The sequence below is a fragment of the Enterobacter cloacae complex sp. P27C genome, from assembly GCF_014895705.1.
Classification (GTDB): domain Bacteria; phylum Pseudomonadota; class Gammaproteobacteria; order Enterobacterales; family Enterobacteriaceae; genus Enterobacter; species Enterobacter bugandensis.
The window spans coordinates 314,695-341,445 of record NZ_JADBQB010000004.1; the positions used below are offsets into that span (position 1 = coordinate 314,695).

A 26,751-nucleotide genomic window follows, 5' to 3' on the forward strand; every position below is an offset into this window, starting at 1 on the left:
TTTTGGGGTGAGGGGGGAATACCTCAGAACTCAACCACCACCTTCCCGCGCATATGCCCCTCCAGCACCTTACGGTGCGCTTCGGTAATGCTTTCTACGCTCAGCCCGTGCAGCGTTTCGCTGAGCGAGCTTTCCACCACGCCGTTATCCACCAGCTTTGCCACCTCATTTAAGATCTCACCCTGACGCGCCATATCAGCGGTCTGGTACATGCTGCGGGTGTACATAAACTCCCAGTGCAGGGCGGCGGATTTGGACTTCAGCTTGTCCTGGTTCAGCGGATGTTCATTCTCAACGATGGAACAAATATGCCCCTGCGGCGCAATCAGTTCACTGACCGCATCCCAATGCCCGTCGGTGTCGTTGAGGATGAAAATATAATCCACGAAGGTAAGTCCCTGCTTCGCCAGCTCGCCTTTTAGATCGCGGTAGTTGACCACTACGTCAGCACCGCGATCGCGGCACCACCGGGCGGAATCTTCTCGTGAAGCGGTTGCGATAATCTTCACCTTGCTGTTGTGCTTCGCAAACGGGATCGCCAGCGATCCCACGCCGCCCGCGCCGCCGATGATCAGCAGGGTTTTGTCCGCTTCGGCGTCCTGAATATTCAGCCGTTCAAACAGACCTTCCCACGCGGTGAGCGCAGTTAAGGGTAGCGCAGCGGCTGCCGCCCAGCCGAGGCTGGCAGGTTTGTGGCCGACAATGCGCGCATCTATCAGCTGATGAGTGGTATTGCTGCCCGGGCGGGTGATGTCGCCCGCGTACCACACCTCATCACCTGGTTTGAAGCCGGTGACGCCAGCTCCAGCGGCTTTGACGACCCCGCTGGCATCCCACCCCAGAATTCGCGGCTCGTTCAGCACATTTTTGGCGATGCCTGCATGCACTTTGGTATCAACCGGGTTAATCGATACGGCTTTCACCTCTACCAGCAGATCGTGTTCGCCAGGCGTCGGCATCGGCGGGGTGATTTCAATGAAGGTGGACGGATTTTCTGGGTTAACGGCAATGGCTTTCACTGACATGGTGTGCTCCTCAATGGAATGCGTTTTGTTGAGGCTAGTCTATTAAGTGGCCAGCCGCATGATAAGATGGACAATCATGAACTCAGCGTTCGTACAGGGTGAACAATCATGTTTAAACAGCTGCAGGATATGGCGCTGTTTGCGCTGGTGGCGGAGATGGGCAGTTTTACCGCGGCGGCGCAGAAAGCCGAACTGCCGAAATCCAGCGTCAGCCAGCGGATCAGCCAGCTGGAGCAGCAGGTGGGGATCCGTCTGCTTAATCGCACCACGCGCAGGATCAGCCTGACCTTTGCGGGCGAGCACTATCTGGTGCACTGTCGCGAGATGCTGGCGGCCAGCGAGCGGGCGGAGTATGCCATTCAGCGCCTGCGTGAAAACCCCAGCGGCCGGCTGCGTATTACCTGCCCGGCGGGGATTGGCGCGACCCTGCTGGCGCATATGAATGCCGAGTTTCAGCTTCGCTATCCTGACGTGTCGCTCGATGTGTCGATCTCTGACGACGTGGTGGACCTGGTCGAGTCCGGTTTTGACGTGGCGCTGCGCACCGGCAAGCCGCAGGACTCCTCCCTGATAGGCAGAATGATCGGGCACTGCCCGCGCTACATGCTGGCCTCGGCGGATTATCTGGCACGCCGGGAGCCGTTAATCCATCCCCGACAGCTGGTGGAGCACCGCTGTATTACGCACAAGGCGTGGTCGGAGTGGCTGCTGCGAAGCGAGGGTGAGGATTACCGCTACCTGCCGGACAACGGCCACATGACCGATAATCTGGTGTACGCCCGCGAATGCGCGATTGCCGGGGCGGGGATCACGCTGCTACCCGCATTTCTGCTGGAAGATAAGATCGAAAAGGGGGCGTTGGTTCAGGTGCTGCCGGAATGGCGCGTTGAAGGTAACGATCTCTGGCTGGCCTATCCGAGCCGGAAGCTGAATTCGCCCGCGCTGATGAGCTATATCGACTTTGCGATGCAGTTTGATGAGGTGAAGCGGTATTACGTGGGTGGGTGATGTTGTGCGGCCTGATGCCCTCACCCTGAATAAAAAACGGCAACCGAGGTTGCCGTTTTGCTTTTATTTCGCAATACGCTTGTACTTAATACGCTTCGGCTCCAGCGCGTCTGCGCCCAGCGTGCGTTTTTTGTACTCTTCGTATTCGGTGAAGTTACCTTCGAAGAACTCCACTTTACCTTCGTCCTGGTAGTCCAGGATGTGGGTCGCGATACGGTCCAGGAACCAGCGGTCGTGCGAGATAACCATGGCGCAGCCCGGGAACTCCAGCAGGGCGTTTTCCAGTGCGCGCAGGGTTTCGATATCCAGGTCGTTGGTCGGTTCATCGAGCAACAGAACGTTACCGCCCACCTGCAGCAGCTTCGCCAGGTGCAGACGACCACGCTCGCCGCCGGACAGCTCGCCCACGCGTTTGCCCTGGTCGGTGCCCTTAAAGTTAAAGCGGCCAACGTAGGCGCGGCTTGGCATCTCGGTGTTGCCGATACGCATGATATCCAGACCGCCGGAGACTTCTTCCCACACGGTTTTGCTGTTATCCATCGCGTCACGGAACTGGTCTACGGAGGCCAGCTTCACGGTTTCACCCAGGGTGATTGAGCCGCTGTCTGGCTGTTCCTGACCGGACATCATGCGGAACAGGGTCGATTTACCCGCGCCGTTCGGACCGATGATGCCAACGATAGCGCCTTTCGGTACGGAGAAGGTCAGATCGTCGATCAGCACGCGGTCACCGTAGGACTTACGCAGGTTGGTCACTTCAACCACTTTATCCCCCAGACGTGCTCCAGGTGGAATAAACAGTTCGTTGGTTTCGTTACGTTTCTGGTATTCGGTGTTGTTCAGCTCTTCAAAGCGTGCCAGACGGGCTTTGCCCTTAGACTGACGGCCTTTCGCGCCCTGACGAACCCACTCCAGCTCTTTCTCGATAGACTTGCGACGGGCCGCTTCCTGAGACGCTTCCTGCGCCAGACGCTGATCTTTCTGCTCCAGCCAGGAGGAGTAGTTGCCTTCCCACGGAATACCTTCACCGCGGTCCAGCTCCAGGATCCAGCCGGCGACGTTGTCGAGGAAGTAACGGTCGTGGGTAATTGCTACAACGGTGCCTTCGAAGTCGTGCAGGAAGCGCTCCAGCCACGCCACGGATTCCGCATCCAGGTGGTTAGTCGGTTCGTCGAGCAGCAGCATGTCTGGTTTTTCCAGCAGCAGGCGGCACAGCGCCACGCGGCGGCGTTCACCACCGGAGAGATTCGCGATTTTCGCATCCCAGTCCGGCAGACGCAGGGCATCGGCCGCGCGCTCCAGCTGCACGTTCAGGTTGTGACCGTCGTGCGCCTGGATGATCTCTTCATATTTGCCCTGCTGAGCGGCCAGTTTGTCGAAGTCCGCATCCGGCTCGGCGTATTTGGCATACACTTCATCCAGACCTTTCAGCGCGTTAACCACTTCGGATACCGCTTCTTCAACGGATTCACGTACGGTGTGTTCCGGGTTCAGCTGAGGTTCCTGCGGCAGGTAGCCGATCTTGATGCCTGGCTGCGGACGGGCTTCACCTTCGATGTCTGTATCGATGCCGGCCATGATGCGCAGCAGGGTGGACTTACCGGCACCGTTGAGACCCAGCACACCAATTTTTGCGCCCGGGAAGAAGCTCAGCGAGATATTTTTAAGAATATGACGTTTCGGCGGGACAACTTTGCCGACACGATGCATGGTATAAACGAATTGAGCCACGTGGACTTCGCCTCTTTTATCGTAAATGAGAAGGAATTTCAGCCTCGAAGTGTAGCCTTTTTCACGCCCTAATCCCAGCCAGGAACGTCGGGAGTGTTAAAACGCGCAAGAAAGGTAAAAAAGTGTCCATGACGTGGCGCGTTGCTGGATGCCTGGTTAGCATAAGTTGTTGTGACTTTGACGTGGCAAGACGCTGCAATTGACGAAAAAACAATGAGGAAGAGCTTGTGGAAAAAGCCAAACGGGTGGTCTGGCGTCTGCTGGCTGCCAGCGTATGCGTAATGGCGGTAAGCCAGGCGGTGCATGCCGATTCACTGGATGAACAACGTAACCGCTACGCCCAGATTAAACAGGCGTGGGACAACAAGCAGATGGATACCGTGCAGGCGCTGATGCCGACGCTCAAGGATTATCCGCTGTATCCATATCTGGAGTATCGCCAGATTACCGACGATCTGATGAACCAGCCGACCGTCACCGTGAATAATTTCATTCAGGCGAACCCGACCCTGCCGCCTGCCCGAAATCTCCAGTCTCGTTTTGTGAATGAGCTGGCGCGGCGTGAAGATTGGCGCGGCCTGCTGGCGTTTAGCCCTGACAAGCCGAATACCACCGAAGCGCAGTGTAATTACTACTATGCGAAATGGGCGACCGGGCAGCAGGAAGAGGCCTGGGCCGGGGCGAAAGATCTGTGGCTGACCGGCAAAAGCCAGCCGAACGCCTGTGATTCCCTGTTCGGCGCATGGCGCGCTTCCGGCAAGCAGGATCCGCTGGCCTACCTTGAGCGCATCCGCCTGGCGATGAAAGCCGGCAACACGCGTCTGGTAACCGCGCTGGCAGGGCAGATGCCGTCCGACTACCAGACGATCTCCTCGGCGGTTATCGCGCTGGCAAACGATCCTAACAGCGTCCTGACCTTTGCCCGCAGCACGGGCTCGACCGATTTTACCCGCCAGATGGCGGCGGTGGCTTTTGCCAGCGTGGCGCGTGACGATGTCGAAAACGCGCGGCTGATGATCCCGCAGCTGGTGCAGGCGCAGCAGCTGAATGAAGATCAAACCCAGGAGCTGCGCGACATCGTGGCCTGGCGACTGATGGGCACGGACGTGACCGACGAACAGGCGCGCTGGCGTGACGATGCGATCATGCGCTCAAACTCGACCTCGCTTGTCGAGCGCCGCGTGCGTATGGCGCTGGGCACCGGCGACCGCCGTGGCCTTAACACCTGGCTCGCGCGTTTGCCGATGGATGCCAAAGAAAAAGACGAATGGCGCTACTGGCAGGCCGATCTGCTGCTGGAGCGCGGTCGTGAAGACGAAGCCAAAGAGATTCTTCACTCGCTGATGCAGCAGCGCGGGTTCTACCCGATGGCGGCGGCGCAACGGCTGGGCGAGGAGTACACGCTTAAGATCGACAAAGCGCCCGCTAACGCGAACCCCGCTCTGACGCAGGGGCCAGAGATGGCGCGCGTGCGCGAGCTGATGTACTGGAACATGGATAACACCGCGCGCAGCGAGTGGGCCAACCTGGTGACCAGCCGCACCACGGATGAAAAAGCGCAGCTTGCCCGCTATGCGTTTGATAATCGCTGGTGGGATCTGAGCGTGCAGGCGACGATTTCAGGCAAGCTGTGGGACCATCTCGAAGAGCGTTTCCCGCTGGCGTATAAAGATCTGTTTGACCGCTACACCAGCGGCAAAGATATCCCGCAAAGCTACGCCATGGCGATTGCCCGTCAGGAGAGCGCCTGGAACCCGAAAGTTCGTTCACCGGTGGGTGCCAGCGGGCTGATGCAAATTATGCCGGGGACGGCGACGCATACGGTGAAGATGTTCAACATTCCAGGTTACAGCAGCCCGTCACAGCTTCTCGATCCGGATACCAACATCAACATCGGCACCAGCTATTTGCAGTATGTCTATCAGCAGTTTGGCAATAACCGCATCTTCGCGTCGGCGGCGTATAACGCCGGTCCGGGGCGCGTGCGCACCTGGCTTGGCAACAGTGCAGGACGCATTGACGCAGTGGCGTTCGTGGAGAGCATTCCGTTCTCGGAAACGCGCGGCTACGTGAAGAACGTGCTGGCTTATGACGCCTACTATCGCTACTTCATGGGGCAGAAAGATACCCTGATGAGCGATGCCGAGTGGCAGAGACGTTACTGATCGGCATGGGTTGTGTTATGCTGTACTCGCTAAAGAGTACAAGAGGCAGCATAACATGACCCAGCATTCCCCGTATTCCTCGGCAATGGCCGAACAGCGTCACCAGGAGTGGCTTCGTTTTGTGGAGCTGCTTCGCCAGTCTTACGAGCAGGATTTGCACCTACCCCTCATGCAGCTGATGCTTACGCCGGACGAGCGTGAGGCGCTGGGCACGCGCGTGCGGATTATTGAAGAGCTATTGCGCGGTGAGATGAGCCAGCGCGAGCTGAAAAACGAGCTGGGCGCGGGCATCGCGACGATCACCCGTGGATCGAACAGCCTGAAGTCCGCGCCGGTTGAGCTGCGCCAGTGGCTCGAGTCAGTCTTATTGAGCGATCAACGATAAATGGCGTTATGAAACGGGCTCAGCGCCAGGATCACCGCCTGATGGTAAACCCCTGAACGCGTGAGCTTACCCGCCGTAAAGACGCCAATCGCCCCTTCTTTACGCCCAATCTCATCAATGCCGGTGTACTGTGACATCACCGGCCCGAGCGCTTCACCTGCACGGACTTTTTCCAGAATGATCTCCGGCAGCGGCAGGGTGGCTGAGCGCGCTTCGCCGCGCTGCTCACGGCTTTCAATCACCACCCAGCTAAAGGTTGCGCCTTCGTCGATGCCTGCTTCAATGGCGACCCAGAAGTCAGCCTTCGGGGCCGCGGCTTTTGCATTAGCCACGCGATTTCGTGCGCCAGCGCGCGTTTCCTCGCTGCCAAACGGCTGTTCAGGTACGCCACTCTCGACGCCGATGGCCTCAATATGGCAGGATCCTTCGCCGAAAATCTCTTCAAAAGCCTTTAGAATTGCCTGAATTTTGGCAGGATTGGTGGTAGCAGAGACAACATGGTGCATAATTAAGCTCGATTCAAAAAAAACTCATCGCAGTATAACGGAAAAAAAGCATGTTACAGGTATACCTTGTTCGCCACGGTGAAACGCAGTGGAACGCCGAGCGACGTATTCAAGGCCAGTCAGATAGTCCTCTCACCGAGAAGGGTGTGCAGCAAGCGTGGCAGGTGGCGGAACGCGCCAGAACGCTGGGCATTACCCACGTTATTACCAGCGATTTAGGTCGCACACAGCAGACGGCGCGCATCATTGCCGACGCCTGCGGCTGCGATGTGATGCTTGAGCCGCGCCTGCGCGAGCTGGATATGGGCGTGCTGGAAAAGCGCCATATTGATACGCTGACGGAAACGGAAGAGGGCTGGCGCCGTACGCTGGTGAACGGTACCGAAGATGGTCGTATTCCTGAAGGGGAATCCATGCAGGAGCTGAGCGTGCGTATGCATGCCGCGCTGGCGGAATGCCTCAAGCTTCCGGCAGGAAGCCGTCCGCTGCTGGTGAGTCACGGTATCGCGCTCGGCTGCCTGGTGAGCACCATTCTGGGGTTACCGGCTTACGCTGAGCGTCGTTTACGCCTGCGTAACTGCTCCATTTCCCGGATTGATTATCAGGAAAGCGCGTGGCTGGCGTCGGGCTGGGTCGTGGAGATGGCAGGGGACATTTCGCATCTCGATGCCCCTGCGCTTGATGAACTGCAGCGTTAACGACGGACAGGAATCAAGAATTCCATACGCAGATTGATTGGGCCTTCTTCCGGTTTGGCATCCTGCGCCGGGTAGTAGCGCTCGATATCCTGACCTTTACGGCGATTCAGATTCAGCATTGGCATGCAGGTCCCGTAAACGGTCAGGATAAACTCCTGGACGCCCGTACCCAGTCCTTCATACGAGAACATCACGTACTCGCCGCCTTCCAGCACGACCGGCTTCGAACCCTGAATGTAGCCATTCGCCAGCTCCGGCGTCAGCGCGGTGGTGTAAAACACCTCCTGCTCGTCGTCTTTTTCCTGGCTTGGGTGCGTTTCGTTGAGGCCATACAGGATCGGCGGAATGGCCGGCGCATGGCTCAGGAAATCGCGCCAGAACTGGACGCGCATCTGATGGCGGAACTCAGAAATCTGCTCCAGAGAGCACGAGTAGCTCTGGGTTGTACCGATCAGATGGGTTTCCGGCAGAGTGACCATTTCGTATTTCGGCATCGCGAACTCGCCCAGACGCAGCGGCGGACGCATGCCAAACGAGCTCCAGTCAGGCGAGCGGCGATAGAGCGCTGGCGTCAACGAGAACTGTTTTTTAAAGGCGCGGGTGAAGGTCTGCTGCGAATCAAAACGGTACTGCAGGGCAATATCCAGAATTGGCCGCGCGGTCAGGCGCAAAGCCACCGCAGATTTCGATAAACGACGTGCGCGAATATAGGCACCGATAGCATGACCGGTGACATCCTTGAACATCCTTTGCAGATGCCACTTGGAATAGCCCGCTTTAGCCGCCACATTATCCAGTGACAAAGGCTGGTCGAGATGACCTTCCAGCCAGGTGAGCAGGTCGCGAATAATTCCAGCCTGATCCATATACTATCCTCATCCTTAAAACAGCAGGTGCCTGATAACAGGTTAGCGGATAATAGCATTTTTTGATGTTTTAGCATTCAGTGTTTTTTTTGCGCATTAATGCCTTTTCTCTCTCATTTTGGGTGAATATATTCTAATCCTGTGATCTTGCTACATTTTTGACTAACGTGTTGAATAATCGCTCAATGCAATTTTAAAGAATGGTAACAATATGAAATACAAGACTTTGCTTCTTACTGCCCTGTTGCTGGTAGCGGGCCGTGCGGCGCAGGCGGAACAGATTGGTTCTGTCGATACCGTGTTCAAAATGTTCGGTCCGGACCACAAAATTGTGGTGGAGGCGTTTGACGATCCGGACGTGAAAAACGTCACCTGCTACGTCAGCCGCGCGAAGACGGGCGGTATTAAAGGCGGCCTGGGGCTGGCGGAAGACACTTCCGATGCGGCGATCTCCTGTCAGCAGGTGGGACCGGTTGAGCTGAGCGATAAAATCAAAAACGGCAAAGCGCAGGGCGATGTGGTGTTCCAGAAACGGACCTCGCTGGTGTTTAAAAAGCTGCAGGTGGTGCGTTTCTATGATGCAAAACGCAACACCCTGGCCTACCTGGCGTATTCCGATAAAGTGGTGGAAGGGTCACCGAAAAACGCCATTAGTGCGGTGCCGATTATGCCGTGGCATTAATTCAGGGATGAACCATGCAACAACCTGTAGTCTGGCTGGTTGAAGACGAAACCAGTATCGCCGATACGCTTATCTACATGCTTCAGCAGGAAGGATTTGCAGTAAAAGCGTTTGAGCGCGGTTTACCGGTGCTGGAGGCGGCGCGCCAGCAGGCTCCGGCGCTCGCCATTCTTGACGTCGGGCTGCCGGACATCAGCGGCTTTGAGCTCTGCCGCCAGCTTCTGGCGCAGCATCCGTCACTGCCCGTGCTGTTTCTGACGGCACGCAGTGACGAAGTGGATAAACTCCTCGGCCTGGAAATGGGCGCAGACGACTACGTCGCCAAGCCTTTCTCCCCGCGTGAGGTGTGCGCCCGGGTAAGGACCATTTTACGGCGGATGCAAAAATCCGCCGCCCCAGCGGAGACGGTGCGTATCGGACAGTTTGAGCTGAACGAAGCTGCCGCGCGAATTAGCTGGTGCGGTGAAGCATTACCGCTCACGCGCTATGAGTTTTTGCTGCTTAAAACGTTACTACAGGCTCCGGGACGGGTTTTCTCTCGGCAACAGTTAATGGACAAGGTGTGGGGCGAAGACGGCGACAGTTACGATCGTACCGTGGACACTCACATCAAGACCCTGCGCGCCAAGCTGCGGGCAGTGAATGAGGAACTGTCACCCATCAGCACCCATCGCGGTATGGGCTATAGCCTGGGGCTTTATTAATGCGCATCGGAATGCGTTTGCTGCTGGGGTACTTCCTGATCGTCGCCATCGCCGCATGGTTTGTGCTGTCGATCTTTGTTCAGGAAGTGAAGCCCGGCGTGCGCAGGGCAACCGAGGGCACGTTGATCGATACCGCGACCTTGCTCGCCGAAGTTGGGCGTGAGGATCTTCTTTCGGGCAATGCGCAGCAGGGCAGACTGGCGCAGGCCTTTTTACAGCTCCATCAGCGGCCTTTCCGCGCCAATATAGGCGGCATTCATAAGGTGCGCAACGAGTATCACGTCTACATGACCGATGCGCAGGGCCGCGTCGTGTTTGATTCTGCCGGCCTGGCCGTGGGGCAAGATTACTCTCGCTGGAACGATGTCTGGCTGACGCTTCGCGGCCAATACGGCGCGCGCAGTACCCAGAGCTATCCCGACGATCCGGAGAGCACGGTGATGTATGTTGCCGCACCGGTTGTGGAGCAGGGCAAGATTATCGGCGTGCTGTCGGTGGGGAAACCGAACAGCGCGATGGCGCCGGTTATCCAACGCAGCGAGAGGCGGATTCTGTGGGCTGGCGGGGCGCTGCTTGGCATTGCTTTACTGATCGGTTTTCTCGTCGCCTGGTGGATCAATCGTTCCATCAGTACGTTATCGCGCTATGCCGACTCGGTGACCACTGATACGCCTCTCCCGCTGCCTAATCCAGGCAGTAGCGAACTGCACAAGCTGGCTCTGGCGCTGGAAAATATGCGTATTCGCCTTGAAGGGAAAAATTACATTGAACATTATGTCCATGCGCTGACCCACGAGCTGAAAAGCCCAATAGCCGCCATACGCGGCGCGGCAGAAATTCTCACCGAGCAGCCGCCGCCGCAGGTGGCCGCGCGGTTTATCGATAATATTCTGGTGCAAAACGCGCGTATGCAGTCGCTGGTTGAAAAACTGCTGACTCAGGCGCGGCTTGAAAATCGGGTCGAGATTACGCTCCAGGCCGTCCGCGTCGACCTGCTGTTTACACGGCTTGCCGACGCGCGTTCGGCGCTATTGGCGGCAAAAGAGATTGCGCTGACCCTCCAGCCCGCTTCGCTTCTTGTTGAAGGCGATCCCGACCTGCTCGAACAGGCGCTTGGTAATTTACTGGACAATGCTATCGATTTTACCCCACAGGGCGGTGCCATTGAACTGGCGGCCCGGGAAGAACAGGGGCAGATACGGCTGAGCGTCACCGACAGCGGAAGCGGGATCCCGGATTATGCGCTGGAGCGTATTTTTGAACGCTTTTATTCCCTGCCGCGCGAGAACGGGTTGAAAAGTAGCGGACTCGGGCTGGCGTTTGTTCAGGAGGTGGCGCGTCTGCACCACGGAGAGATTACATTGCGTAATCGTGATGAAGGTGGCGTGATAGCCACGCTGACACTTCACCGTCCCTTCACATAACTTCAAACTGGCCCCACACAGCCTGGTTACGCTCTCCACATCACAAAGGAGACGTAATGATGAAATCCCCCCTGTTCTGGAAAGTAAGCACCCTGCTGGGGTGCATCCTGCTGTTGTTAGTCCCACTGTTTATGGTGAGTAACCTCATTTCAGAGCGTGAAAGCTACCGCAACGATGTCGAAAATACGCTTCGCCAGAGCACCAGCGGGCCGCAAAAATTGGTCGGCCCGCTGATTGCGATCCCGGTAACCGAGGTTTTTTACAAGTTAGAGGATGAGAAAAAAGTCGAGTACAAGAAAAGCTATATGCATTTTATCCTGCCGGAGTCTCTGCGCGTTGAGGGTAACCAGCGCGTTGAGTCGCGAAATGTCGGCATCTATGACGGACAGATCTGGAATACCGACCTCAACATAAAAGCCCGATTCAACACGGAAAAAATGACGCAGCTGAAAGGGGAGTCGATGACCCTGGGGCAGCCGTTTATCGTTGTTGGCGTGGGCGATGCTCGAGGCATTGGCACGGTGAAAGTCTCCAGTATCAACGGCGAGACGCTAAGTGTGGAGCCGGGTACAGGCGTGTATGGCGCGCTTCCCGGTATCCATATCCCGCTGACTGACAAGGCGCTGGAATTAAAAACGTTTGCTATGGATATTTCGCTGAATCTGACGGGAACAGGAAGTTTTGCCGTGGTACCTGTAGGACGTAGCAGTGAAATGGCGCTGAACAGCAACTGGCCGCATCCTGGCTTTATGGGTAATTATCTACCGGTGAAGCATAAAATTGGTGACACCGGGTTTCAGGCGAACTGGCAGAGCAGCTGGTTTGCGAACAATCTTGAGAGCTGGTTCAACGGAAGCGAGTCGCCGTCATGGGAGTCGATCCCCGCCTTCAGCGTTACGGTAGCCACGCCCGCCGATCAGTATCAGCTGACTGACCGGGCGATCAAGTACGCCATTTTGCTGATTGCGCTGACGTTTATGGCCTTCTTTGTTTTCGAGACCTTAACCGGGCTGCGCCTGCACCCGATGCAGTATCTGCTGGTGGGGCTGTCGCTGGTGCTGTTCTATCTGGTGCTGTTGGCGCTATCAGAACATGTCGGGTTTACGCCAGCCTGGGTAGTTGCAAGTTTGGTTGGTGCGGCGATGAACGGAATGTACCTGCAGGCCGTGCTGAAAAGCTGGAAGCGCAGCGGACTGTTTGTGCTGGCCTTGCTGGGGTTGGATGTGGTGATGTGGTTCCTGCTGCGCTCGGAGGATAGTGCACTGCTGTTGGGGTCTGCGGTTCTCGCGCTGGCGCTGTTCGCCGTCATGTACCTGACTCGTCATTTCGACTGGTATTCGCTTTCACAGCCGAAGCGACCTGCGCCGCCCGCAGAACCTGATAACGACACAATGCGGATCTGGAAATAAAAAAAAACGGCGCAAATGCGCCGTTTTTCATGCGTTAACTGCGGGATTATTCCTGCAGATCACCGCAGAAACGGTACCCCTCGCCGTGGATGGTGGCGATGATTTCCGGCGTATCAGGCGTCGATTCGAAATGCTTACGAATACGACGGATGGTCACGTCTACGGTACGGTCATGAGGCTTCAGCTCACGACCGGTCATTTTCTTCAGCAGTTCTGCACGGGACTGAATTTTGCCCGGATTTTCGCAGAAGTGCAGCATCGCGCGGAATTCGCTGCGCGGCAGCTTATACTGCTCACCGTTCGGGCTAATCAGCGAACGGCTATTGATATCAAGTTCCCAGCCGTTGAATTTGTAGCTGTCGACGCTACGACGCTCTTCGCTGACCGTGCCCAGGTTCATGGTGCGGGACAGCAGGTTGCGTGCACGAATGGTTAACTCGCGAGGGTTGAACGGTTTGGTGATGTAGTCATCCGCACCGATCTCCAGGCCAAGAATTTTATCAACTTCGTTATCACGGCCCGTCAGGAACATTAACGCGACGTTCGCCTGTTCACGCAGTTCGCGCGCCAGCAGAAGACCGTTTTTGCCCGGCAGGTTGATATCCATGATCACCAGGTTGATATCATTTTCAGAAAGGATCTGATGCATCTCTGCGCCATCGGTCGCTTCAAAGACATCGTAGCCTTCTGCTTCGAAAATGCTCTTTAACGTGTTGCGTGTTACCAACTCGTCTTCAACGATAAGAATGTGCGGGGTCTGCATGTTTGCTACCTAAATTGCCAACTAAATCGAAACAGGAAGTACAAAAGTCCCTGACCTGCCTGATACATGTCGCAAATTAACATGATCGGCTTAACGTGACTAAAGTACGTAATTGCGTTCTTGATGCACTTTCCATCAACGTCAACAACATCATTAGCTTGGTCTTGGGTACTTTCCCTTTGGACCCGACAGTGTCAAAAACGGCTGTCATCCTAACCATTTTAACAGCAACATAACAGGCTAAGTGACACCAGACACCCAATAAAACTACGCTTCGTTGACATATATCAAGTTCAATTGTAGCACGTTAACAGTTTGATGAAATCATCGTAGCCGAATGCTAGCCTTTGTCACAATTTTTCAATAAACCAACTAGTTGCGGAGATTGATTTATAAACAAAGCGAATCCAATCAGAACAGGGTATTCACGTTGCCATTATCATTATAAAACATAGGGATAATAGGCTTCTGTTAACATTCTAACTGATTGTTCAGACACAAAATAGTTTAGCGTCTTTAATTTGTTATGAAACGCTATTTCGGTGATTTGTGTTGCAAATTTGTAAATTCGTGCTGCGTAATATGTTGAAGTGCATCACACTTTTCTCCGCTAACTGATTAAAAAGAGAGCATAAATGCATCTGTCGATTGTACTGGTCGCTCCAGCCAGAGCCGAAAATATAGGCGCTGCGGCGCGTGCCATGAAGACCATGGGTTTTACCGATTTACGTATTGTGGACAGCACTGCGCACCTGGAGCCTGCCGCCCGCTGGGTGGCGCACGGTTCGGGGGATATTCTCGATAATATAACGACTTACGCTACGCTTGCCGACGCGCTGCATGACATTTCATTTACCGTTGCCACCACAGCACGCAGCCGGGCGAAGTTCCACTACTACGCCACGCCTGCTGAACTGGTGCCCATGCTGGAAGAGAAAAGCCAGTGGCTTGAGAAAGCCGCGCTGGTATTTGGTCGTGAAGATTCCGGGCTCACCAACGAAGAGCTTGAGCTGGCGGACGTTCTCACCGGTGCGCCGATGGTAGCCGATTATCCTTCCCTGAATTTAGGCCAGGCGGTAATGGTCTATTGCTATCAATTAGCTTCCCTAATGCAAATCCCTCAATCCCAGACAGAAGCCGCCAATGAAAATCAGCTGGCCGCGCTTCGTGCTCGCGTAGAGCGTCTTTTATCGAGCCTTGGCGTTGCGGACGATCAAAAAATGGCCGACTGGCTACAGCAGCGCCTTGGACGTCTTGAACAGCGGGACACCGCCATGTTGCACCGTTTGCTGCACGATATTGAAAAAAAATTGGCCGAGTAAAATGCTGTCATAAGTTTTTACTATGGCGAAATGGTCTGTCGTGGAGGGTTGCGGCTGGGGGATTCGGATGAAAATAAAACGTCACGCAGCGTGACGTGAACGTCCGCGGAATTGTGATCAAATTAAAAATTCATTGACTTAAGGTGCCCGATCCTTTAACCCTAAAAGAATACAGCACAGACAGATAATAATGACAGAGTACACAACATCCATGAAACGCATCAGCATCACCACCATTACCACAACCATCATCATTACCACAGGTAACGATGCGGGCTGACGCGTACAGGAAAAACAGAAAAAAGCCCGCACCTGAACAGTGCGGGCTTTTTTTTCGGCTAAAGGAAACGAGGTAGAACCATGCGAGTGTTGAAGTTCGGCGGTACATCAGTGGCAAATGCAGAACGTTTTCTGCGTGTTGCCGATATCCTAGAGAGCAACGCCAGGCAGGGGCAGGTTGCGACCGTGCTCTCTGCCCCGGCAAAAATCACAAACCATCTGGTGGCGATGATTGAAAAGACCATCGGTGGCCAGGATGCACTCCCGAACATCAGCGATGCCGAGCGTATCTTCGCCGAGCTGCTGCAGGGGCTGGCAGAGGCACAGCCTGGTTTCCCGCTCGCGCAGCTGAAGTCCTTCGTTGAGCAGGAGTTTGCTCAGATCAAACATGTGCTGCATGGCATCAGCCTGCTGGGCCAGTGCCCGGACAGCGTCAACGCGGCGCTGATCTGCCGGGGCGAAAAACTCTCCATCGCCATCATGGCGGGCGTGCTGGAAGCGCGCGGCCACAACGTTACCGTGATCAATCCGGTTGAGAAATTGCTGGCAGCGGGCCACTACCTCGAATCTACCGTTGATATTGCCGAATCAACCCGCCGTATTGCCGCGAGCAAAATCCCCTCTGACCATATGATCCTGATGGCGGGCTTTACCGCCGGGAACGAGAAGGGCGAGCTGGTAGTGCTGGGCCGTAACGGATCCGACTACTCCGCCGCCGTGCTGGCCGCCTGTTTACGCGCAGACTGCTGTGAGATCTGGACTGACGTCGACGGCGTCTATACCTGCGATCCGCGCCAGGTGCCGGACGCCAGGCTGCTGAAGTCGATGTCCTACCAGGAAGCGATGGAGCTTTCCTACTTCGGCGCCAAAGTGCTTCACCCGCGTACCATCTCCCCCATTGCCCAGTTCCAGATCCCATGCCTGATTAAAAACACCGGTAACCCGCAGGCGCCAGGCACGTTGATTGGTGCCAGCAGCGATGAAGATGGTCTGCCGGTGAAAGGCATTTCCAACCTGAATAATATGGCAATGTTCAGCGTCTCCGGTCCGGGGATGAAGGGGATGGTCGGCATGGCGGCGCGCGTTTTTGCGGCCATGTCACGCAACGGTATCTCGGTGGTGCTGATCACCCAGTCCTCTTCCGAATACAGCATCAGCTTCTGCGTGCCTCAGGTCGACTGTCTGCGCGCCCGCCGCGCGCTGGAAGAAGAGTTCTATCTGGAGCTGAAAGAGGAACTGCTGGAGCCGCTCTCTATTCAGGAGCGCCTGGCGGTGATTTCCGTGGTTGGCGACGGTATGCGCACGCTGCGCGGTATCTCCGCCAAATTCTTTGCCGCGCTGGCGCGGGCCAATATCAACATCGTGGCGATTGCCCAGGGTTCGTCCGAGCGTTCAATATCCGTGGTGGTGGATAACGATGACGCCACTACCGGCGTGCGCGTGGTTCACCAGATGCTGTTCAACACCGATCAGGTTATCGAGCTATTCCTGATTGGCGTGGGTGGCGTCGGCGGTGCGCTGCTGGAGCAGGTGAAGCGCCAACAGGAGTGGCTCAAGAAAAAGCACATCGATCTGCGCGTCTGCGGAATTGCGAACTCGAAAGCGCTGCTTACTGACGTTCACGGTCTGAACCTGGAGAACTGGCAGGCGGAGCTGGAAGAGGCGAAAGAGCCGTTCAACCTGGGGCGCCTGATCCGTCTGGTGAAAGAGTATCACCTGCTTAACCCGGTTATCGTTGACTGTACCTCGAACCAGGCGGTGGCCGACCAGTACGCCGACTTCCTGCGCGAAGGCTTCCACGTGGTGACGCCGAACAAAAAGGCCAACACCTCATCGATGGATTACTATCACCAGCTGCGTCTGGCGGCGAGCAAGTCGCGCCGCAAGTTCCTGTACGACACCAATGTCGGCGCCGGCCTGCCGGTCATCGAGAACCTGCAAAACCTGCTTAACGCGGGCGACGAACTGCAGCGTTTCTCCGGCATCCTCTCCGGCTCCCTGTCGTTTATTTTCGGCAAGCTGGATGAAGGGATGAGCCTGTCGGAAGCCACCCGTGCCGCGCGCGAGCTGGGCTACACCGAGCCAGATCCGCGCGACGATCTCTCCGGGATGGACGTGGCGCGCAAGCTGCTGATCCTGGTGCGCGAAACGGGCCGCGAGCTGGAGCTTTCGGATATCGTGATTGAGCCGGTGCTACCAGCCGAGTTTGACACCAGCGGCGATGTCAGCACCTTTATGGCGAATTTACCTCAGCTTGACGATGCCTTTGCCGCACGCGTTGCGAAAGCCCGTGATGAAGGTAAGGTATTGCGCTATGTTGGCAACATTGAAGAGGACGGCGTATGCCGGGTGAAGATTGCCGAAGTGGATGGTAACGACCCGCTGTACAAAGTCAAAAACGGCGAAAACGCCCTCGCGTTTTACAGCCACTATTATCAGCCATTGCCGCTGGTGCTTCGCGGCTATGGCGCAGGGAATGATGTGACGGCGGCGGGCGTGTTTGCCGACCTGCTGCGTACCCTGTCATGGAAGTTAGGAGTTTAAGATGGTTAAAGTATATGCCCCGGCTTCCAGCGCCAATATGAGCGTCGGATTTGACGTGCTGGGTGCGGCGGTGACGCCGGTGGACGGTTCGCTGCTGGGCGATACGGTAACGGTTGAGGCGGCAGAAAGCTTCAGCCTGAATAACGTCGGCCGTTTCGCCAGCAAGCTGCCGCCTGAACCACGCGAGAATATCGTTTATCAGTGCTGGGAGCGCTTCTGTCAGGAGATTGGCAAAAACGTGCCGGTCGCCATGACGCTGGAAAAAAGCATGCCGATTGGTTCGGGCCTGGGCTCCAGCGCCTGCTCGGTTGTCGCCGCGCTGGTGGCGATGAACGAGCACTGCGGCAAGCCGCTGAACAATAGCCGTCTGCTGGCGCTGATGGGCGAGCTGGAAGGGCGCATCTCTGGCAGTATTCACTATGATAACGTGGCGCCGTGCTTCCTCGGCGGCATGCAGCTGATGATTGAAGAAAATGGCATCATCAGCCAGCAGGTGCCTGGGTTTGACGAGTGGCTGTGGGTGCTGGCGTATCCGGGCATCAAGGTCTCTACCGCGGAAGCGCGTGCGATCCTGCCGGCGCAGTATCGTCGTCAGGACTGTATCGCCCACGGGCGTCACCTGGCGGGCTTTATCCACGCCTGCTACACCCGCCAGCCGCAGCTGGCGGCGAAACTGATGAAAGACGTCATTGCCGAGCCGTACCGTACGAAGCTGCTGCCCGGCTTTAACGAGGCGCGACAGGCTTCAATGGATATCGGCGCGCAGGCGTGCGGCATCTCCGGCTCCGGCCCGACGCTGTTCGCCCTTTGCGATAAGCCAGACACCGCGCAGCGCGTGGCGGACTGGCTCTCTAAACACTACCTGCAAAATCAGGAAGGCTTTGTTCATATTTGCCGTCTGGACACGGCTGGCGCACGAGTACTGGGATAACGAATGAAACTCTACAACCTTAAAGATCATAACGAGCAGGTCAGCTTCGCGCAGGCAGTGACTCAGGGGCTGGGCAAAAATCAGGGGCTGTTTTTCCCGCACGACCTGCCGGAATTTCAGCTGACCGAAATCGATGAGCTGCTGAAGCTGGACTTTGTCACCCGCAGCACCAAAATTCTGTCTGCGTTTATTGGCGATGAAATCCCGCAGGAGCTGCTGGAAGAGCGCGTGCGTGCGGCGTTTGCTTTCCCGGCTCCGGTTAAGCAGGTTGAGCCTGACGTCGGTTGTCTGGAGCTGTTCCACGGCCCGACCCTGGCGTTTAAAGACTTCGGCGGCCGCTTTATGGCGCAGATGCTGACCCACATCAGCGGCGACAAGCCGGTGACCATCCTGACCGCCACCTCCGGTGATACCGGTGCGGCGGTGGCACACGCGTTCTACGGCCTGAAAAACGTCCGCGTGGTGATCCTCTATCCGAAAGGCAAGATCAGCCCGTTGCAGGAAAAACTGTTCTGCACCCTCGGCGGCAACATTGAAACCGTGGCGATCGACGGCGATTTCGATGCCTGCCAGGCGCTGGTCAAGCAGGCGTTCGATGATGAAGAGCTGAAGGCCGCGCTGGGGCTGAACTCGGCGAACTCCATCAACATCAGCCGCCTGCTGGCGCAGATCTGCTACTACTTCGAAGCGGTGGCTCAGCTGCCGCAGGAAGCGCGCAATCAGCTGGTAGTTTCCGTGCCAAGCGGCAACTTCGGCGACCTGACGGCGGGGCTGCTGGCGAAATCTCTCGGTCTGCCGGTGAAACGCTTTATCGCCGCCACCAACGCCAACGATACCGTGCCGCGCTTCCTGAAAGACGGCAAATGGGCGCCTAACGCCACGCAGGCGACGCTCTCCAATGCCATGGACGTGTCGCAGCCGAACAACTGGCCGCGCGTGGAAGAGCTGTTCCGCCGCAAGGTGTGGCGTCTGGGTGACCTGGGCTACGCTGCGGTGACGGACGAAACCACCAAAGCCACCATGCGCGAGCTGAAGGCGGTGGGCTACACCTCTGAGCCGCACGCGGCAATTGCGTACCGCGCGCTGCGCGACCAGCTTAACCCGGGTGAATATGGCCTGTTCCTGGGCACCGCGCATCCGGCGAAGTTCAAAGAGAGCGTGGAAGATATTCTGGGCGAAACGCTGCCGCTGCCAAAAGAGCTGGCCGAGCGCGCCGACCTGCCGCTGCTGTCTCATGAGCTGCCGGCGGATTTCGCGGCACTGCGGAATCTGATGATGACGCGCGCGTGATTTTGTTGCCCGGTGGCGGCTACGCCTTACCGGGCCTACAACGACGAGACGGCCGTAGGCCGGGTAAGCGCAGCGCCACCCGGCTTTTTTATGAAGAAATTAAGGAGAAAAATTGCAGGAAAAAAGCAGAAATTCCCAATAAATGCGGTCACTTAGCGTTTAGGATTGCAGAGAATAACATCCACCGTTCCCCTCGCGTACTCTCCTTACATCGGCCCACGTTGGGCAAGAAGAATAAGGAGTCACCTGTGTCTACACTAAAACCTGCACTCATCGCGCTTTCTCTGGTGCTGGTCGCCCCCATGGCGGTACAGGCATCTGAAATTACTCTCGTACCTGCGGTAAAACTGCAGATTGGCGATCGGGACAATAGCGGGCATTACTGGGATGGCGGCCGCTGGCGCGACCACGACTGGTGGAAGGCGCATTATGACTGGCGCGATAACCACTGGCGTCCGCATGACGAGCATCGCGATCGTGATGACCGACACGACCATCATCACGACGACCACCGTCCGGGCCCGGACTGGAAGCACCATTAACGCAAAACCCCGCCAGATGGCGGGGTTTAGTTTTACTGCTCGTGGCGCTTAAATACCAGCTCACCTTTCCCTGACGACGCCTCGTCAAAGAAATAGCCGTCGGTGTTGAATCCCGTTAACTGCTCCGGCTTCGTCAGGCGGTTCTGAATGATATAGCGGCTCATCAGGCCACGCGCTTTTTTCGCATAGAAGCTGATGACCTTGAACTTGCCGTTCTTCTCATCAAGGAAGACCGGCTTAACGATCTCCGCGTTCAGCTTTTTCGGCTTCACCGACTTGTAGTACTCATCGGATGCCAGGTTGACCACCACGTTATCACCCTGAGCATGCAGCGCCGCGTTCAGCTTGTCGGTGATGATGTCGCCCCAGAAATGGTAAAGGTCTTTGCCTTTGGCGTTTTCCAGGCGAATCCCCATCTCCAGACGATATGGCTGCATCAGATCCAGCGGGCGCAGTACGCCATACAGGCCCGACAGCATGCGCAGATGCTGCTGGGCAAAATCAAAGTCGGCTTCGCTAAAATCTTCCGCCTGCAGGCCGGTGTAAACATCGCCCTTAAACGCCAGGATCGCCTGGCGCGCGTTAGCGGGGGTGAAATCCGGGTGCCACTCGTGGAACCGGGTCGCGTTCAGGTCTGCCAGCTTGTCGCTGATGCTCATCAGCGAGGCGATTTGCGGCGCAGAGAGCTTGCGCGCTTCGCGGATCAGCTGTTGCGAATAGTCCAGCAGTTCTGGCTGGGTATAACGCTCGGTAGCGAGCGGGCTCTGGTAGTCGAGCGTTTTTGCAGGTGAAATCAGAATCAGCATATCCAGTCCTTGCAGGAAATTTAGAGCGACTTTAACAAAAAATCGCCCTGAATTGATCGATAGCTGTTATCGCCGGGGCAAATCATCCCAGGTGCCGGGGGCAAGCTGTGACTGAATTTCGGGATAGCGTGCGGCATCAAATACCGGGGGAACGCCCAGCTTGCGCTGGCGAAGATAATCCCTGGCAATAAGGTTCACAACGGGCGAGAGCAGCAGGATCGCCGTCAGGTTAGTGATTGCCATTAGCGCCATAATGACATCCGCCAGCTGCCAGACCAGCGGCATATTCAGAAGGGAGCCCGCGATCACCATCAGTACTACGCCCAGGCGAAGCAAGAAGATGGCAGGACGAGAGTCGTATTTCAGGAAGATAAGGTTATTTTCGGCGTACAGGTAATTCACCACAATCGAACTGAAGGCGAACAGTATCAGAATGAGCGAGACAAATCCCGAACCCCAGCCGCCGGTCAGATTCACCAGCGCCTGCTGGAGAAGCTGTATTCCGTCGATATCCGAGTCATGCGCCACAGGACCGGCCAGCAGGAGGATCATGGCGCTGGCGGAACAGATAATAACGGTATCAATAAACACGCCTATCATCTGCACGATACCCTGCGCTGCCGGGTGCGGCGGCCAGGAAGAGGCGGCCGCGGCGGCGTTGGGAGTGGAGCCCATCCCGGCTTCATTGGAGAACATGCCTCGCTGAAAACCTGCCATCAGCGCCTGGCTCAGGGTGTAGCCCAGCGCGCCTGACGCCACCTCACGCCAGCCAAAGGCGCTTTTAAAGATGGTCGCAATCACGTCCGGAACCTGGTCGGCATGCAGCGCAGCGACGACCAGGCTCGCGGCAACCCAGAGCAGCGCCATGATGGGAACCAGCCACTGCATCAGGCGGGCAACGCCTTTCAGGCCGGCAGAAATGGTGAACAAAACAAAGAGGGCTAAACCGATGCCGGTGATCCACTCCGGGCAGGAGAAGGTATAGCGCAGGGCATGGGCGACGGAGTTTGACTGCACGGTATTAAAAATTAGACCGTACGCGAGCAGTAAAAAAAGCGAGAACAGAACGCCCATCCAGCGCATTCCTAAGCCACGCGCCATATACCAGGCCGGACCGCCGCGAAACTGCCCGTTTCTGTCTTTCTCTTTATAGAGTTGCGCCAGCGAACTTTCGGCAAAAGAGGTAGCCATTCCGAGAAGCGCCGTGACCCACATCCAGAACACCGCGCCTGGCCCACCGGCGCTGATGGCCAGCGCAACGCCCGCCAGGTTTCCGCTACCGAGGCGGGCAGCCAGGCTGGTACACAGCGCCTGAAACGACGTTAATCCGCCCGGCTGGGGCGTGACGCTGTTTTTCAGACTTCTGTCAAACTTGCGAATATAGCGAAACTGGATAAACCCACTGCGTAGCGTAAACCAGATACCTGCTCCCAGAAGCAGGTAGATCATTATCGAACCCCAGAGGACTTCGTTAATAAAGAAAAGGAAATCAGGCATTAACGTCCCTCTTGTTGATGCCAACGTGAATATGTAAGCGCTACCACTGATTGGGCATGCTGTTGCTTAGCAGCCTGTTAATATTTTGAGTTTATCATACTCTGCCTAAGCGCACTGTCTGCGGTTGCGCTACCCCTCCGTCGTGTTATCATCAGGGCAGACCGGTTACATCCCCCTAACAAGTAAACCTGTCATTTTTCCGCTGCAGGCATGCTGTCGGTAGCGTGAATTATCCAGGGCACGTTAAAAGAGAAACACTATCATGACGGATAAATTGACCTCCCTTCGTCAGTTCACCACTGTCGTAGCTGACACCGGAGATATCGCGGCAATGAAGCTGTACCAGCCGCAGGATGCCACAACTAACCCTTCTCTGATCCTTAACGCCGCACAGATCCCTGAGTATCGCAAACTGATTGACGAGGCTGTGACCTGGGCGAAAGCACAGAGCAATGACCGTGCGCAGCAGGTTGTGGATGCTACCGATAAACTGGCAGTGAACATCGGTCTGGAAATCCTGAAGCTAGTTCCGGGCCGTATCTCTACCGAAGTGGATGCACGTCTCTCCTACGACACCGAAGCGTCAATCGCGAAAGCAAAACGCCTGATCAAACTGTACAACGACGCGGGCATCAGCAACGACCGTATCCTGATCAAACTGGCGTCGACCTGGCAGGGCATTCGCGCTGCCGAGCAGCTGGAAAAAGAAGGCATCAACTGTAACCTGACCCTGCTGTTCTCCTTCGCGCAGGCGCGTGCATGTGCGGAAGCAGGCGTGTACCTGATTTCTCCGTTCGTGGGCCGTATTCTGGACTGGTACAAAGCCAACACCGACAAGAAAGAGTACGCAGCGTCTGAAGATCCAGGCGTGATTTCCGTGACTGAAATCTACGAATACTACAAACAGCATGGCTATGAGACCGTGGTTATGGGTGCAAGCTTCCGTAACGTGGGCGAAATCATTGAGCTGGCTGGCTGTGACCGTCTGACCATCGCCCCTGCGCTGCTGAAAGAGCTGGCAGAAAGCGAAGGTGCTATCGAGCGTAAGCTGTCTTATACCGGCGAAGTGAAGGCGCGCCCGGAGCGCATCACCGAATCCGAGTTCCTGTGGCAGCACAACCAGGATCCAATGGCTGTAGACAAACTGGCGGACGGTATCCGTAAGTTTGCTATCGACCAGGAAAAACTGGAAAAAATGATCGGCGACCTGCTGTAATCATTCTGCGTGACCGGGCTCCCGGTCACGCGTCTTCTTCTGTCCTCTGTCTGAATTTTCCCTCTGCGTGTATCATTCCCTTTAATCAGTACTTTTTGAATGGAATGAATATGAATACCTTACGCATCGGCTTAGTGTCGATTTCTGACCGCGCCTCCAGCGGCGTTTACCAGGATAAAGGCATCCCCGCTCTGGAAGAGTGGCTGGCAAGCGCGCTGACCACCCCGTTTGAGATCCAGACTCGCCTTATCCCTGACGAACAGCCGATCATTGAGCAGACCCTGTGTGAGCTGGTGGATGAGATGAGTTGTCACCTTGTGCTCACCACGGGTGGAACCGGCCCCGCGCGTCGCGACGTGACGCCGGACGCGACGCTGGCTATCGCCGACCGGGAAATGCCGGGCTTCGGCGAACAGATGCGCCAGATCAGTCTACACTTTGTCCCGACGGCAATCCTTTCCCGCCAGGTGGGGGTGATCCGCAAACAGGCGCTGATACTGAACCTGCCGGGGCAGCCAAAGTCGATCAAAGAGACGCTGGAAGGATTAAAAGCCGAGGACGGTCGCGTCATCGTGCACGGCATATTTGCAAGTGTACCGTATTGTATACAGTTGCTTGACGGGCCGTACGTGGAAACTGACGACAAAGTGGTAGCAGCATTTCGTCCTAAAAGCGCACGCCGCGAGACAATCTCCTGAAATTTACTAAAATGTGACATTAGCGCCAGCCGCAGTAGCGTGTAAATGGATTTACGATATAGTAATTTTTTCTTTACGATTGCTGTAAAAAATAATCCACAACACATGCACAATGGTTCGCTATGTCACATAACACCCGACCTCTGAATCGACAGGACTACAAAACGCTTACGCTCGCCGCCTTAGGTGGCGCGCTGGAGTTTTACGACTTCATCATCTTTGTCTTCTTCGCCGCCGTGGTGGGGGCGCTCTTCTTCCCGGCGGATATTCCAGAATGGCTGCGTCAGGTGCAAACCTTCGGCATCTTTGCTGCCGGGTATCTGGCACGTCCGCTGGGCGGCATCGTCATGGCCCACTTTGGCGATCTTGTCGGGCGTAAGAAGATGTTTACCCTGAGCATCCTGCTGATGGCGGTGCCGACGCTGGCGATCGGCCTGCTGCCCACCTATGCCTCCATGGGCATTCTCGCCCCGCTATTGCTGCTGCTGATGCGCATTCTTCAGGGCGCGGCCATCGGCGGGGAAGTGCCGGGGGCCTGGGTGTTTGTGGCGGAGCACGTTCCTGCCCGCCGCATCGGGATCGCCTGCGGAACGTTAACGGCGGGGCTGACCGTCGGGATCCTGTTGGGGTCGGTGGTGGCGACGATAGTCAACACCAGCATGACGCAGCAGGCCGTGCACTACTGGGGCTGGCGTATTCCGTTCCTGCTGGGCGGGGCGTTTGGCCTGGTGGCAATGTACCTGCGCCGCTGGCTGCAGGAGACGCCGATTTTCCTCGAAATGCAGCAGCGTAAAGCGCTGGCGCAGGAGTTGCCGGTCAAAGCCGTTGTGGTGCGTCATAAAAAAGCGGTGGTGGTGTCGATGCTGCTCACCTGGCTGCTGTCGGCGGGCATCGTGGTGGTGATTTTGATGTCGCCGGTGTGGCTGCAGAAACAGTACGGTTTCGCCCCTGCCGTGACCTTACAGGCAAACAGTATTGCGACAATCATGCTCTGCTTTGGCTGTCTGGCCGCCGGGCTGGCGGCGGATCGTTTCGGTGCCAGCCTGACCTTTATTGTCGGCAGCCTGCTGCTGGCCGCGTCGAGCTGGGCGTTTTACCATCTTGCGGGCAGTCATCCTGAACAGCTGTTCCTGCTTTACGGCGTGGTCGGACTGTGCGTGGGCGTCGTGGGGGCTGTGCCTTACGTCATGGTGCGCGCCTTCCCGCCGGAGGTTCGCTTCACCGGGATATCGTTCTCTTATAACGTCGCGTATGCCATTTTCGGCGGGCTGACGCCGATAGTGGTCACGGTCATGATGGGGGTGTCGCCGATGGCGCCTGCCTGGTATGTACTCGCGCTCTCGCTGATGGGGCTGGGATTAGGCGTTTGGCTTCGGCAGGCGGGGGAATATCGTGCCCGCGAGGCGGGCACGACAGAGGGATCAGTGTTTTTCACCAATAGGTAAAATGGTGCGGTCAAACTGTTCGTTCAGCACTTCACCCATTGCCAGGTAGATAGCGCTTGCGCCGCACACCAGGCCAATCCAGCCTGCTACGTGAACGATGCCTTCGTTATCCGCCAGGTGGCCAATCGCCAGCAGGGCGAACAGTACGGTCAGGCTCAGGAAGACGAACTGCAGCGCGCGGTTGCCTTTCAGGGTGCCGAAGAACATGAACAGGGTAAAGACGCCCCACAGGCCCAGATAGACGCCCAGGAAGTGGGCGTTTGCCGCGTCTGCCAGGCCCATTTTAGGCATCAGCAGGATGGCGACCAGGGTCAGCCAGAACGAGCCGTAAGAGGTGAAGGCGGTTAAGCCGAAGGTGTTGCCTTTCTTATATTCCAGCAGGCCCGCGAAGATTTGCGCGATACCGCCGTAAAAAATGCCCATCGCCAGGATTACGCCGTCCATCGGGAACATCCCGATGTTGTGCAGGTTCAGCAGAATGGTGGTCATGCCAAACCCCATCAGGCCCAGCGGAGCCGGATTAGCCAACTTAGTGTTGCCCATAAGTCCTCAAAAAAAATCATCATTAAAATGGTGAAATGGTTAAACCCGCGTCAATACTCCCTGACGGGGCGCGGCATCATAATGGGCGGCATCGACGCCGTCTATGATCTCATCAGGGTGAAATTAAAATTTTTTTTATGCTTGCCCCTTGATGGATGCCGTCGCGACCCCATCTTGTAGTCAACCGCAGTGTGTGGACCTGAAAAAAAATCAAATCTGGGCAGTTGAAAAAGCACGTTCTGCCCTTATTACAGGTACACAACCACATGTTG

At 56.4% G+C, this 26,751-nt stretch carries 26 protein-coding genes and 1 other annotated feature; of the genes, 18 read left to right on the forward strand and 8 right to left on the reverse strand.

Features of this window, described 5'->3' with window-relative positions; translation table 11 throughout:
* Positions 1-23: 23 nt before the first annotated feature.
* Positions 24-1,025, reverse strand: coding sequence for a zinc-binding alcohol dehydrogenase family protein (locus IM291_RS10200; RefSeq protein WP_192986806.1), 1,002 nt, complete (start codon positions 1,023-1,025; stop codon positions 24-26).
* A 108-nt stretch (positions 1,026-1,133) separates the two neighbouring features.
* Here IM291_RS10200 and IM291_RS10205 point away from each other — a divergent pair, with 108 nt between their 5' ends.
* Positions 1,134-2,033 (forward strand): LysR family transcriptional regulator, encoded by a 900-nt coding sequence (locus tag IM291_RS10205; protein ID WP_192986808.1) that lies wholly within the window; start codon positions 1,134-1,136, stop codon positions 2,031-2,033.
* A gap of 63 nt (positions 2,034-2,096) precedes the next feature.
* On the opposite strand, the gene ettA is transcribed toward IM291_RS10205, so the two are convergent.
* Positions 2,097-3,764, reverse strand: a complete 1,668-nt coding sequence (ettA, locus tag IM291_RS10210) for an energy-dependent translational throttle protein EttA (RefSeq protein ID WP_003856515.1) — start codon at positions 3,762-3,764, stop codon at positions 2,097-2,099.
* A 227-nt stretch (positions 3,765-3,991) separates the two neighbouring features.
* On the opposite strand from ettA, the gene sltY reads away from it, so the two are divergent.
* Both sltY and trpR read left to right on the forward strand, forming a co-directional pair.
* The gene (gene sltY, locus IM291_RS10215) at positions 3,992-5,929 is read left to right on the forward strand and encodes a murein transglycosylase (protein ID WP_048999010.1); all 1,938 of its coding nucleotides are present in this window, start codon (positions 3,992-3,994) and stop codon (positions 5,927-5,929) included.
* Between the two features lie 55 nt (positions 5,930-5,984).
* Positions 5,985-6,314, forward strand: a complete 330-nt coding sequence (gene trpR, locus IM291_RS10220; protein WP_024907404.1) for a trp operon repressor — start codon at positions 5,985-5,987, stop codon at positions 6,312-6,314.
* Here trpR and yjjX read toward each other — a convergent pair.
* Positions 6,305-6,820 carry an inosine/xanthosine triphosphatase gene (yjjX, locus tag IM291_RS10225; RefSeq protein WP_041911281.1) on the reverse strand — a complete coding sequence of 172 codons (516 nt, stop codon included), beginning with the start codon at positions 6,818-6,820 and terminating at the stop codon, positions 6,305-6,307. The genes trpR and yjjX overlap by 10 nt on opposite strands.
* A 50-nt stretch (positions 6,821-6,870) precedes the next feature.
* Between yjjX and gpmB the strand changes: the two genes are divergently transcribed.
* Positions 6,871-7,518, forward strand: coding sequence for a 2,3-diphosphoglycerate-dependent phosphoglycerate mutase GpmB (gene gpmB, locus IM291_RS10230; RefSeq protein WP_008502057.1), 648 nt, complete (start codon positions 6,871-6,873; stop codon positions 7,516-7,518).
* Here the strand turns inward: gpmB and robA are convergent.
* Positions 7,515-8,384 carry an MDR efflux pump AcrAB transcriptional activator RobA gene (gene robA, locus IM291_RS10235; RefSeq protein ID WP_028015450.1) on the reverse strand — a complete coding sequence of 290 codons (870 nt, stop codon included), beginning with the start codon at positions 8,382-8,384 and terminating at the stop codon, positions 7,515-7,517. The genes gpmB and robA overlap by 4 nt on opposite strands.
* 211 nt (positions 8,385-8,595) lie before the next feature.
* Between robA and creA the strand changes: the two genes are divergently transcribed.
* The 4 genes from creA to creD are packed head-to-tail and all read left to right on the forward strand — an operon-like array spanning position 8,596 to position 12,603.
* On the forward strand, positions 8,596-9,066 hold the full coding sequence (gene creA, locus IM291_RS10240) for a protein CreA (protein WP_014882476.1): 471 nt from the start codon (positions 8,596-8,598) through the stop codon (positions 9,064-9,066).
* A gap of 14 nt (positions 9,067-9,080) precedes the next feature.
* Positions 9,081-9,770, forward strand: a complete 690-nt coding sequence (creB, locus tag IM291_RS10245) for a two-component system response regulator CreB (RefSeq protein WP_049137697.1) — start codon at positions 9,081-9,083, stop codon at positions 9,768-9,770.
* Positions 9,770-11,194 carry a two-component system sensor histidine kinase CreC gene (gene creC, locus IM291_RS10250; protein ID WP_192986810.1) on the forward strand — a complete coding sequence of 475 codons (1,425 nt, stop codon included), beginning with the start codon at positions 9,770-9,772 and terminating at the stop codon, positions 11,192-11,194. The genes creB and creC overlap by 1 nt, the downstream gene beginning before the upstream one ends.
* A 56-nt stretch (positions 11,195-11,250) precedes the next feature.
* Entirely contained in the window at positions 11,251-12,603 is a 1,353-nt protein-coding gene (creD, locus tag IM291_RS10255) for a cell envelope integrity protein CreD (protein WP_048999017.1), read from the forward strand.
* A 46-nt stretch (positions 12,604-12,649) separates the two neighbouring features.
* On the opposite strand, the gene arcA is transcribed toward creD, so the two are convergent.
* The gene (gene arcA / locus IM291_RS10260; RefSeq protein WP_003856501.1) at positions 12,650-13,366 is read right to left on the reverse strand and encodes a two-component system response regulator ArcA; all 717 of its coding nucleotides are present in this window, start codon (positions 13,364-13,366) and stop codon (positions 12,650-12,652) included.
* 95 nt (positions 13,367-13,461) lie between these two features.
* On the opposite strand from arcA, the gene yjjY reads away from it, so the two are divergent.
* The 7 genes from yjjY to IM291_RS10295 all read left to right on the forward strand — a co-directional run bounded on the left by yjjY (position 13,462) and on the right by IM291_RS10295 (position 20,274).
* On the forward strand, positions 13,462-13,602 hold the full coding sequence (gene yjjY / locus IM291_RS10265) for a protein YjjY (protein WP_085928893.1): 141 nt from the start codon (positions 13,462-13,464) through the stop codon (positions 13,600-13,602).
* Between the two features lie 399 nt (positions 13,603-14,001).
* Entirely contained in the window at positions 14,002-14,688 is a 687-nt protein-coding gene (locus IM291_RS10270; RefSeq protein WP_059355609.1) for a tRNA/rRNA methyltransferase, read from the forward strand.
* Positions 14,689-14,899: 211 nt separating this feature from the next.
* On the forward strand, positions 14,900-14,968 hold the full coding sequence (gene thrL / locus IM291_RS10275) for a thr operon leader peptide (RefSeq protein ID WP_015572623.1): 69 nt from the start codon (positions 14,900-14,902) through the stop codon (positions 14,966-14,968).
* Positions 14,907-15,024: a sequence feature (Thr leader region), on the forward strand. (Overlaps the previous gene by 62 nt.)
* A gap of 24 nt (positions 15,025-15,048) precedes the next feature.
* Positions 15,049-17,511, forward strand: a complete 2,463-nt coding sequence (gene thrA / locus IM291_RS10280) for a bifunctional aspartate kinase/homoserine dehydrogenase I (protein ID WP_059357852.1) — start codon at positions 15,049-15,051, stop codon at positions 17,509-17,511.
* Position 17,512: 1 nt separating this feature from the next.
* Entirely contained in the window at positions 17,513-18,442 is a 930-nt protein-coding gene (thrB, locus tag IM291_RS10285; protein ID WP_041911275.1) for a homoserine kinase, read from the forward strand.
* 3 nt (positions 18,443-18,445) lie between these two features.
* Positions 18,446-19,732 (forward strand): threonine synthase, encoded by a 1,287-nt coding sequence (thrC, locus tag IM291_RS10290; RefSeq protein ID WP_045259424.1) that lies wholly within the window; start codon positions 18,446-18,448, stop codon positions 19,730-19,732.
* A 248-nt stretch (positions 19,733-19,980) separates the two neighbouring features.
* Entirely contained in the window at positions 19,981-20,274 is a 294-nt protein-coding gene (locus IM291_RS10295; protein ID WP_028015459.1) for a DUF2502 domain-containing protein, read from the forward strand.
* Positions 20,275-20,306: 32 nt separating this feature from the next.
* Here the strand turns inward: IM291_RS10295 and yaaA are convergent, their stop codons facing one another.
* Together yaaA and IM291_RS10305 are read right to left on the reverse strand one after the other, a co-directional pair.
* The gene (yaaA, locus tag IM291_RS10300; RefSeq protein ID WP_028015460.1) at positions 20,307-21,080 is read right to left on the reverse strand and encodes a peroxide stress protein YaaA; all 774 of its coding nucleotides are present in this window, start codon (positions 21,078-21,080) and stop codon (positions 20,307-20,309) included.
* A gap of 66 nt (positions 21,081-21,146) precedes the next feature.
* Positions 21,147-22,577: a sodium:alanine symporter family protein gene (locus tag IM291_RS10305; RefSeq protein WP_192986812.1), complete on the reverse strand. Its 1,431-nt coding sequence runs from the start codon at positions 22,575-22,577 to the stop codon at positions 21,147-21,149.
* Positions 22,578-22,839: 262 nt separating this feature from the next.
* Here IM291_RS10305 and tal point away from each other — a divergent pair, with 262 nt between their 5' ends.
* The 3 genes from tal to IM291_RS10320 all read left to right on the forward strand — a co-directional run bounded on the left by tal (position 22,840) and on the right by IM291_RS10320 (position 25,936).
* A complete protein-coding gene (gene tal / locus IM291_RS10310) occupies positions 22,840-23,793 on the forward strand; it encodes a transaldolase (RefSeq protein ID WP_003856481.1) in 954 nt (317 codons plus the stop codon).
* A gap of 110 nt (positions 23,794-23,903) precedes the next feature.
* Positions 23,904-24,491 (forward strand): molybdopterin adenylyltransferase, encoded by a 588-nt coding sequence (gene mog / locus IM291_RS10315; protein WP_028015462.1) that lies wholly within the window; start codon positions 23,904-23,906, stop codon positions 24,489-24,491.
* Positions 24,492-24,613: 122 nt separating this feature from the next.
* Positions 24,614-25,936, forward strand: coding sequence for an MFS transporter (locus tag IM291_RS10320; protein WP_192986814.1), 1,323 nt, complete (start codon positions 24,614-24,616; stop codon positions 25,934-25,936).
* Here the strand turns inward: IM291_RS10320 and satP are convergent.
* Entirely contained in the window at positions 25,913-26,479 is a 567-nt protein-coding gene (gene satP / locus IM291_RS10325) for an acetate uptake transporter (protein WP_041911269.1), read from the reverse strand. The two genes, IM291_RS10320 and satP, sit on opposite strands and share 24 nt — an antisense overlap.
* Positions 26,480-26,751 lie beyond the last annotated feature (272 nt).

What these genes read in the sequence shown, in the direction of transcription:
- IM291_RS10200 (WP_192986806.1), bottom strand. Translation starts at nt 1,025, where the DNA reads ATGTCAGTGAAAGCCATTGCCGTTAACCCAGAAAATCCGTCCACCTTC.
- IM291_RS10205 (WP_192986808.1), top strand. Translation starts at nt 1,134, where the DNA reads ATGTTTAAACAGCTGCAGGATATGGCGCTGTTTGCGCTGGTGGCGGAG.
- trpR (WP_024907404.1), top strand. Translation starts at nt 5,985, where the DNA reads ATGACCCAGCATTCCCCGTATTCCTCGGCAATGGCCGAACAGCGTCAC.
- yjjX (WP_041911281.1), bottom strand. Translation starts at nt 6,820, where the DNA reads ATGCACCATGTTGTCTCTGCTACCACCAATCCTGCCAAAATTCAGGCA.
- gpmB (WP_008502057.1), top strand. Translation starts at nt 6,871, where the DNA reads ATGTTACAGGTATACCTTGTTCGCCACGGTGAAACGCAGTGGAACGCC.
- robA (WP_028015450.1), bottom strand. Translation starts at nt 8,384, where the DNA reads ATGGATCAGGCTGGAATTATTCGCGACCTGCTCACCTGGCTGGAAGGT.
- creA (WP_014882476.1), top strand. Translation starts at nt 8,596, where the DNA reads ATGAAATACAAGACTTTGCTTCTTACTGCCCTGTTGCTGGTAGCGGGC.
- creB (WP_049137697.1), top strand. Translation starts at nt 9,081, where the DNA reads ATGCAACAACCTGTAGTCTGGCTGGTTGAAGACGAAACCAGTATCGCC.
- creC (WP_192986810.1), top strand. Translation starts at nt 9,770, where the DNA reads ATGCGCATCGGAATGCGTTTGCTGCTGGGGTACTTCCTGATCGTCGCC.
- creD (WP_048999017.1), top strand. Translation starts at nt 11,251, where the DNA reads ATGATGAAATCCCCCCTGTTCTGGAAAGTAAGCACCCTGCTGGGGTGC.
- arcA (WP_003856501.1), bottom strand. Translation starts at nt 13,366, where the DNA reads ATGCAGACCCCGCACATTCTTATCGTTGAAGACGAGTTGGTAACACGC.
- IM291_RS10270 (WP_059355609.1), top strand. Translation starts at nt 14,002, where the DNA reads ATGCATCTGTCGATTGTACTGGTCGCTCCAGCCAGAGCCGAAAATATA.
- thrA (WP_059357852.1), top strand. Translation starts at nt 15,049, where the DNA reads ATGCGAGTGTTGAAGTTCGGCGGTACATCAGTGGCAAATGCAGAACGT.
- thrB (WP_041911275.1), top strand. Translation starts at nt 17,513, where the DNA reads ATGGTTAAAGTATATGCCCCGGCTTCCAGCGCCAATATGAGCGTCGGA.
- thrC (WP_045259424.1), top strand. Translation starts at nt 18,446, where the DNA reads ATGAAACTCTACAACCTTAAAGATCATAACGAGCAGGTCAGCTTCGCG.
- yaaA (WP_028015460.1), bottom strand. Translation starts at nt 21,080, where the DNA reads ATGCTGATTCTGATTTCACCTGCAAAAACGCTCGACTACCAGAGCCCG.
- IM291_RS10305 (WP_192986812.1), bottom strand. Translation starts at nt 22,577, where the DNA reads ATGCCTGATTTCCTTTTCTTTATTAACGAAGTCCTCTGGGGTTCGATA.
- tal (WP_003856481.1), top strand. Translation starts at nt 22,840, where the DNA reads ATGACGGATAAATTGACCTCCCTTCGTCAGTTCACCACTGTCGTAGCT.
- mog (WP_028015462.1), top strand. Translation starts at nt 23,904, where the DNA reads ATGAATACCTTACGCATCGGCTTAGTGTCGATTTCTGACCGCGCCTCC.
- IM291_RS10320 (WP_192986814.1), top strand. Translation starts at nt 24,614, where the DNA reads ATGTCACATAACACCCGACCTCTGAATCGACAGGACTACAAAACGCTT.
- satP (WP_041911269.1), bottom strand. Translation starts at nt 26,479, where the DNA reads ATGGGCAACACTAAGTTGGCTAATCCGGCTCCGCTGGGCCTGATGGGG.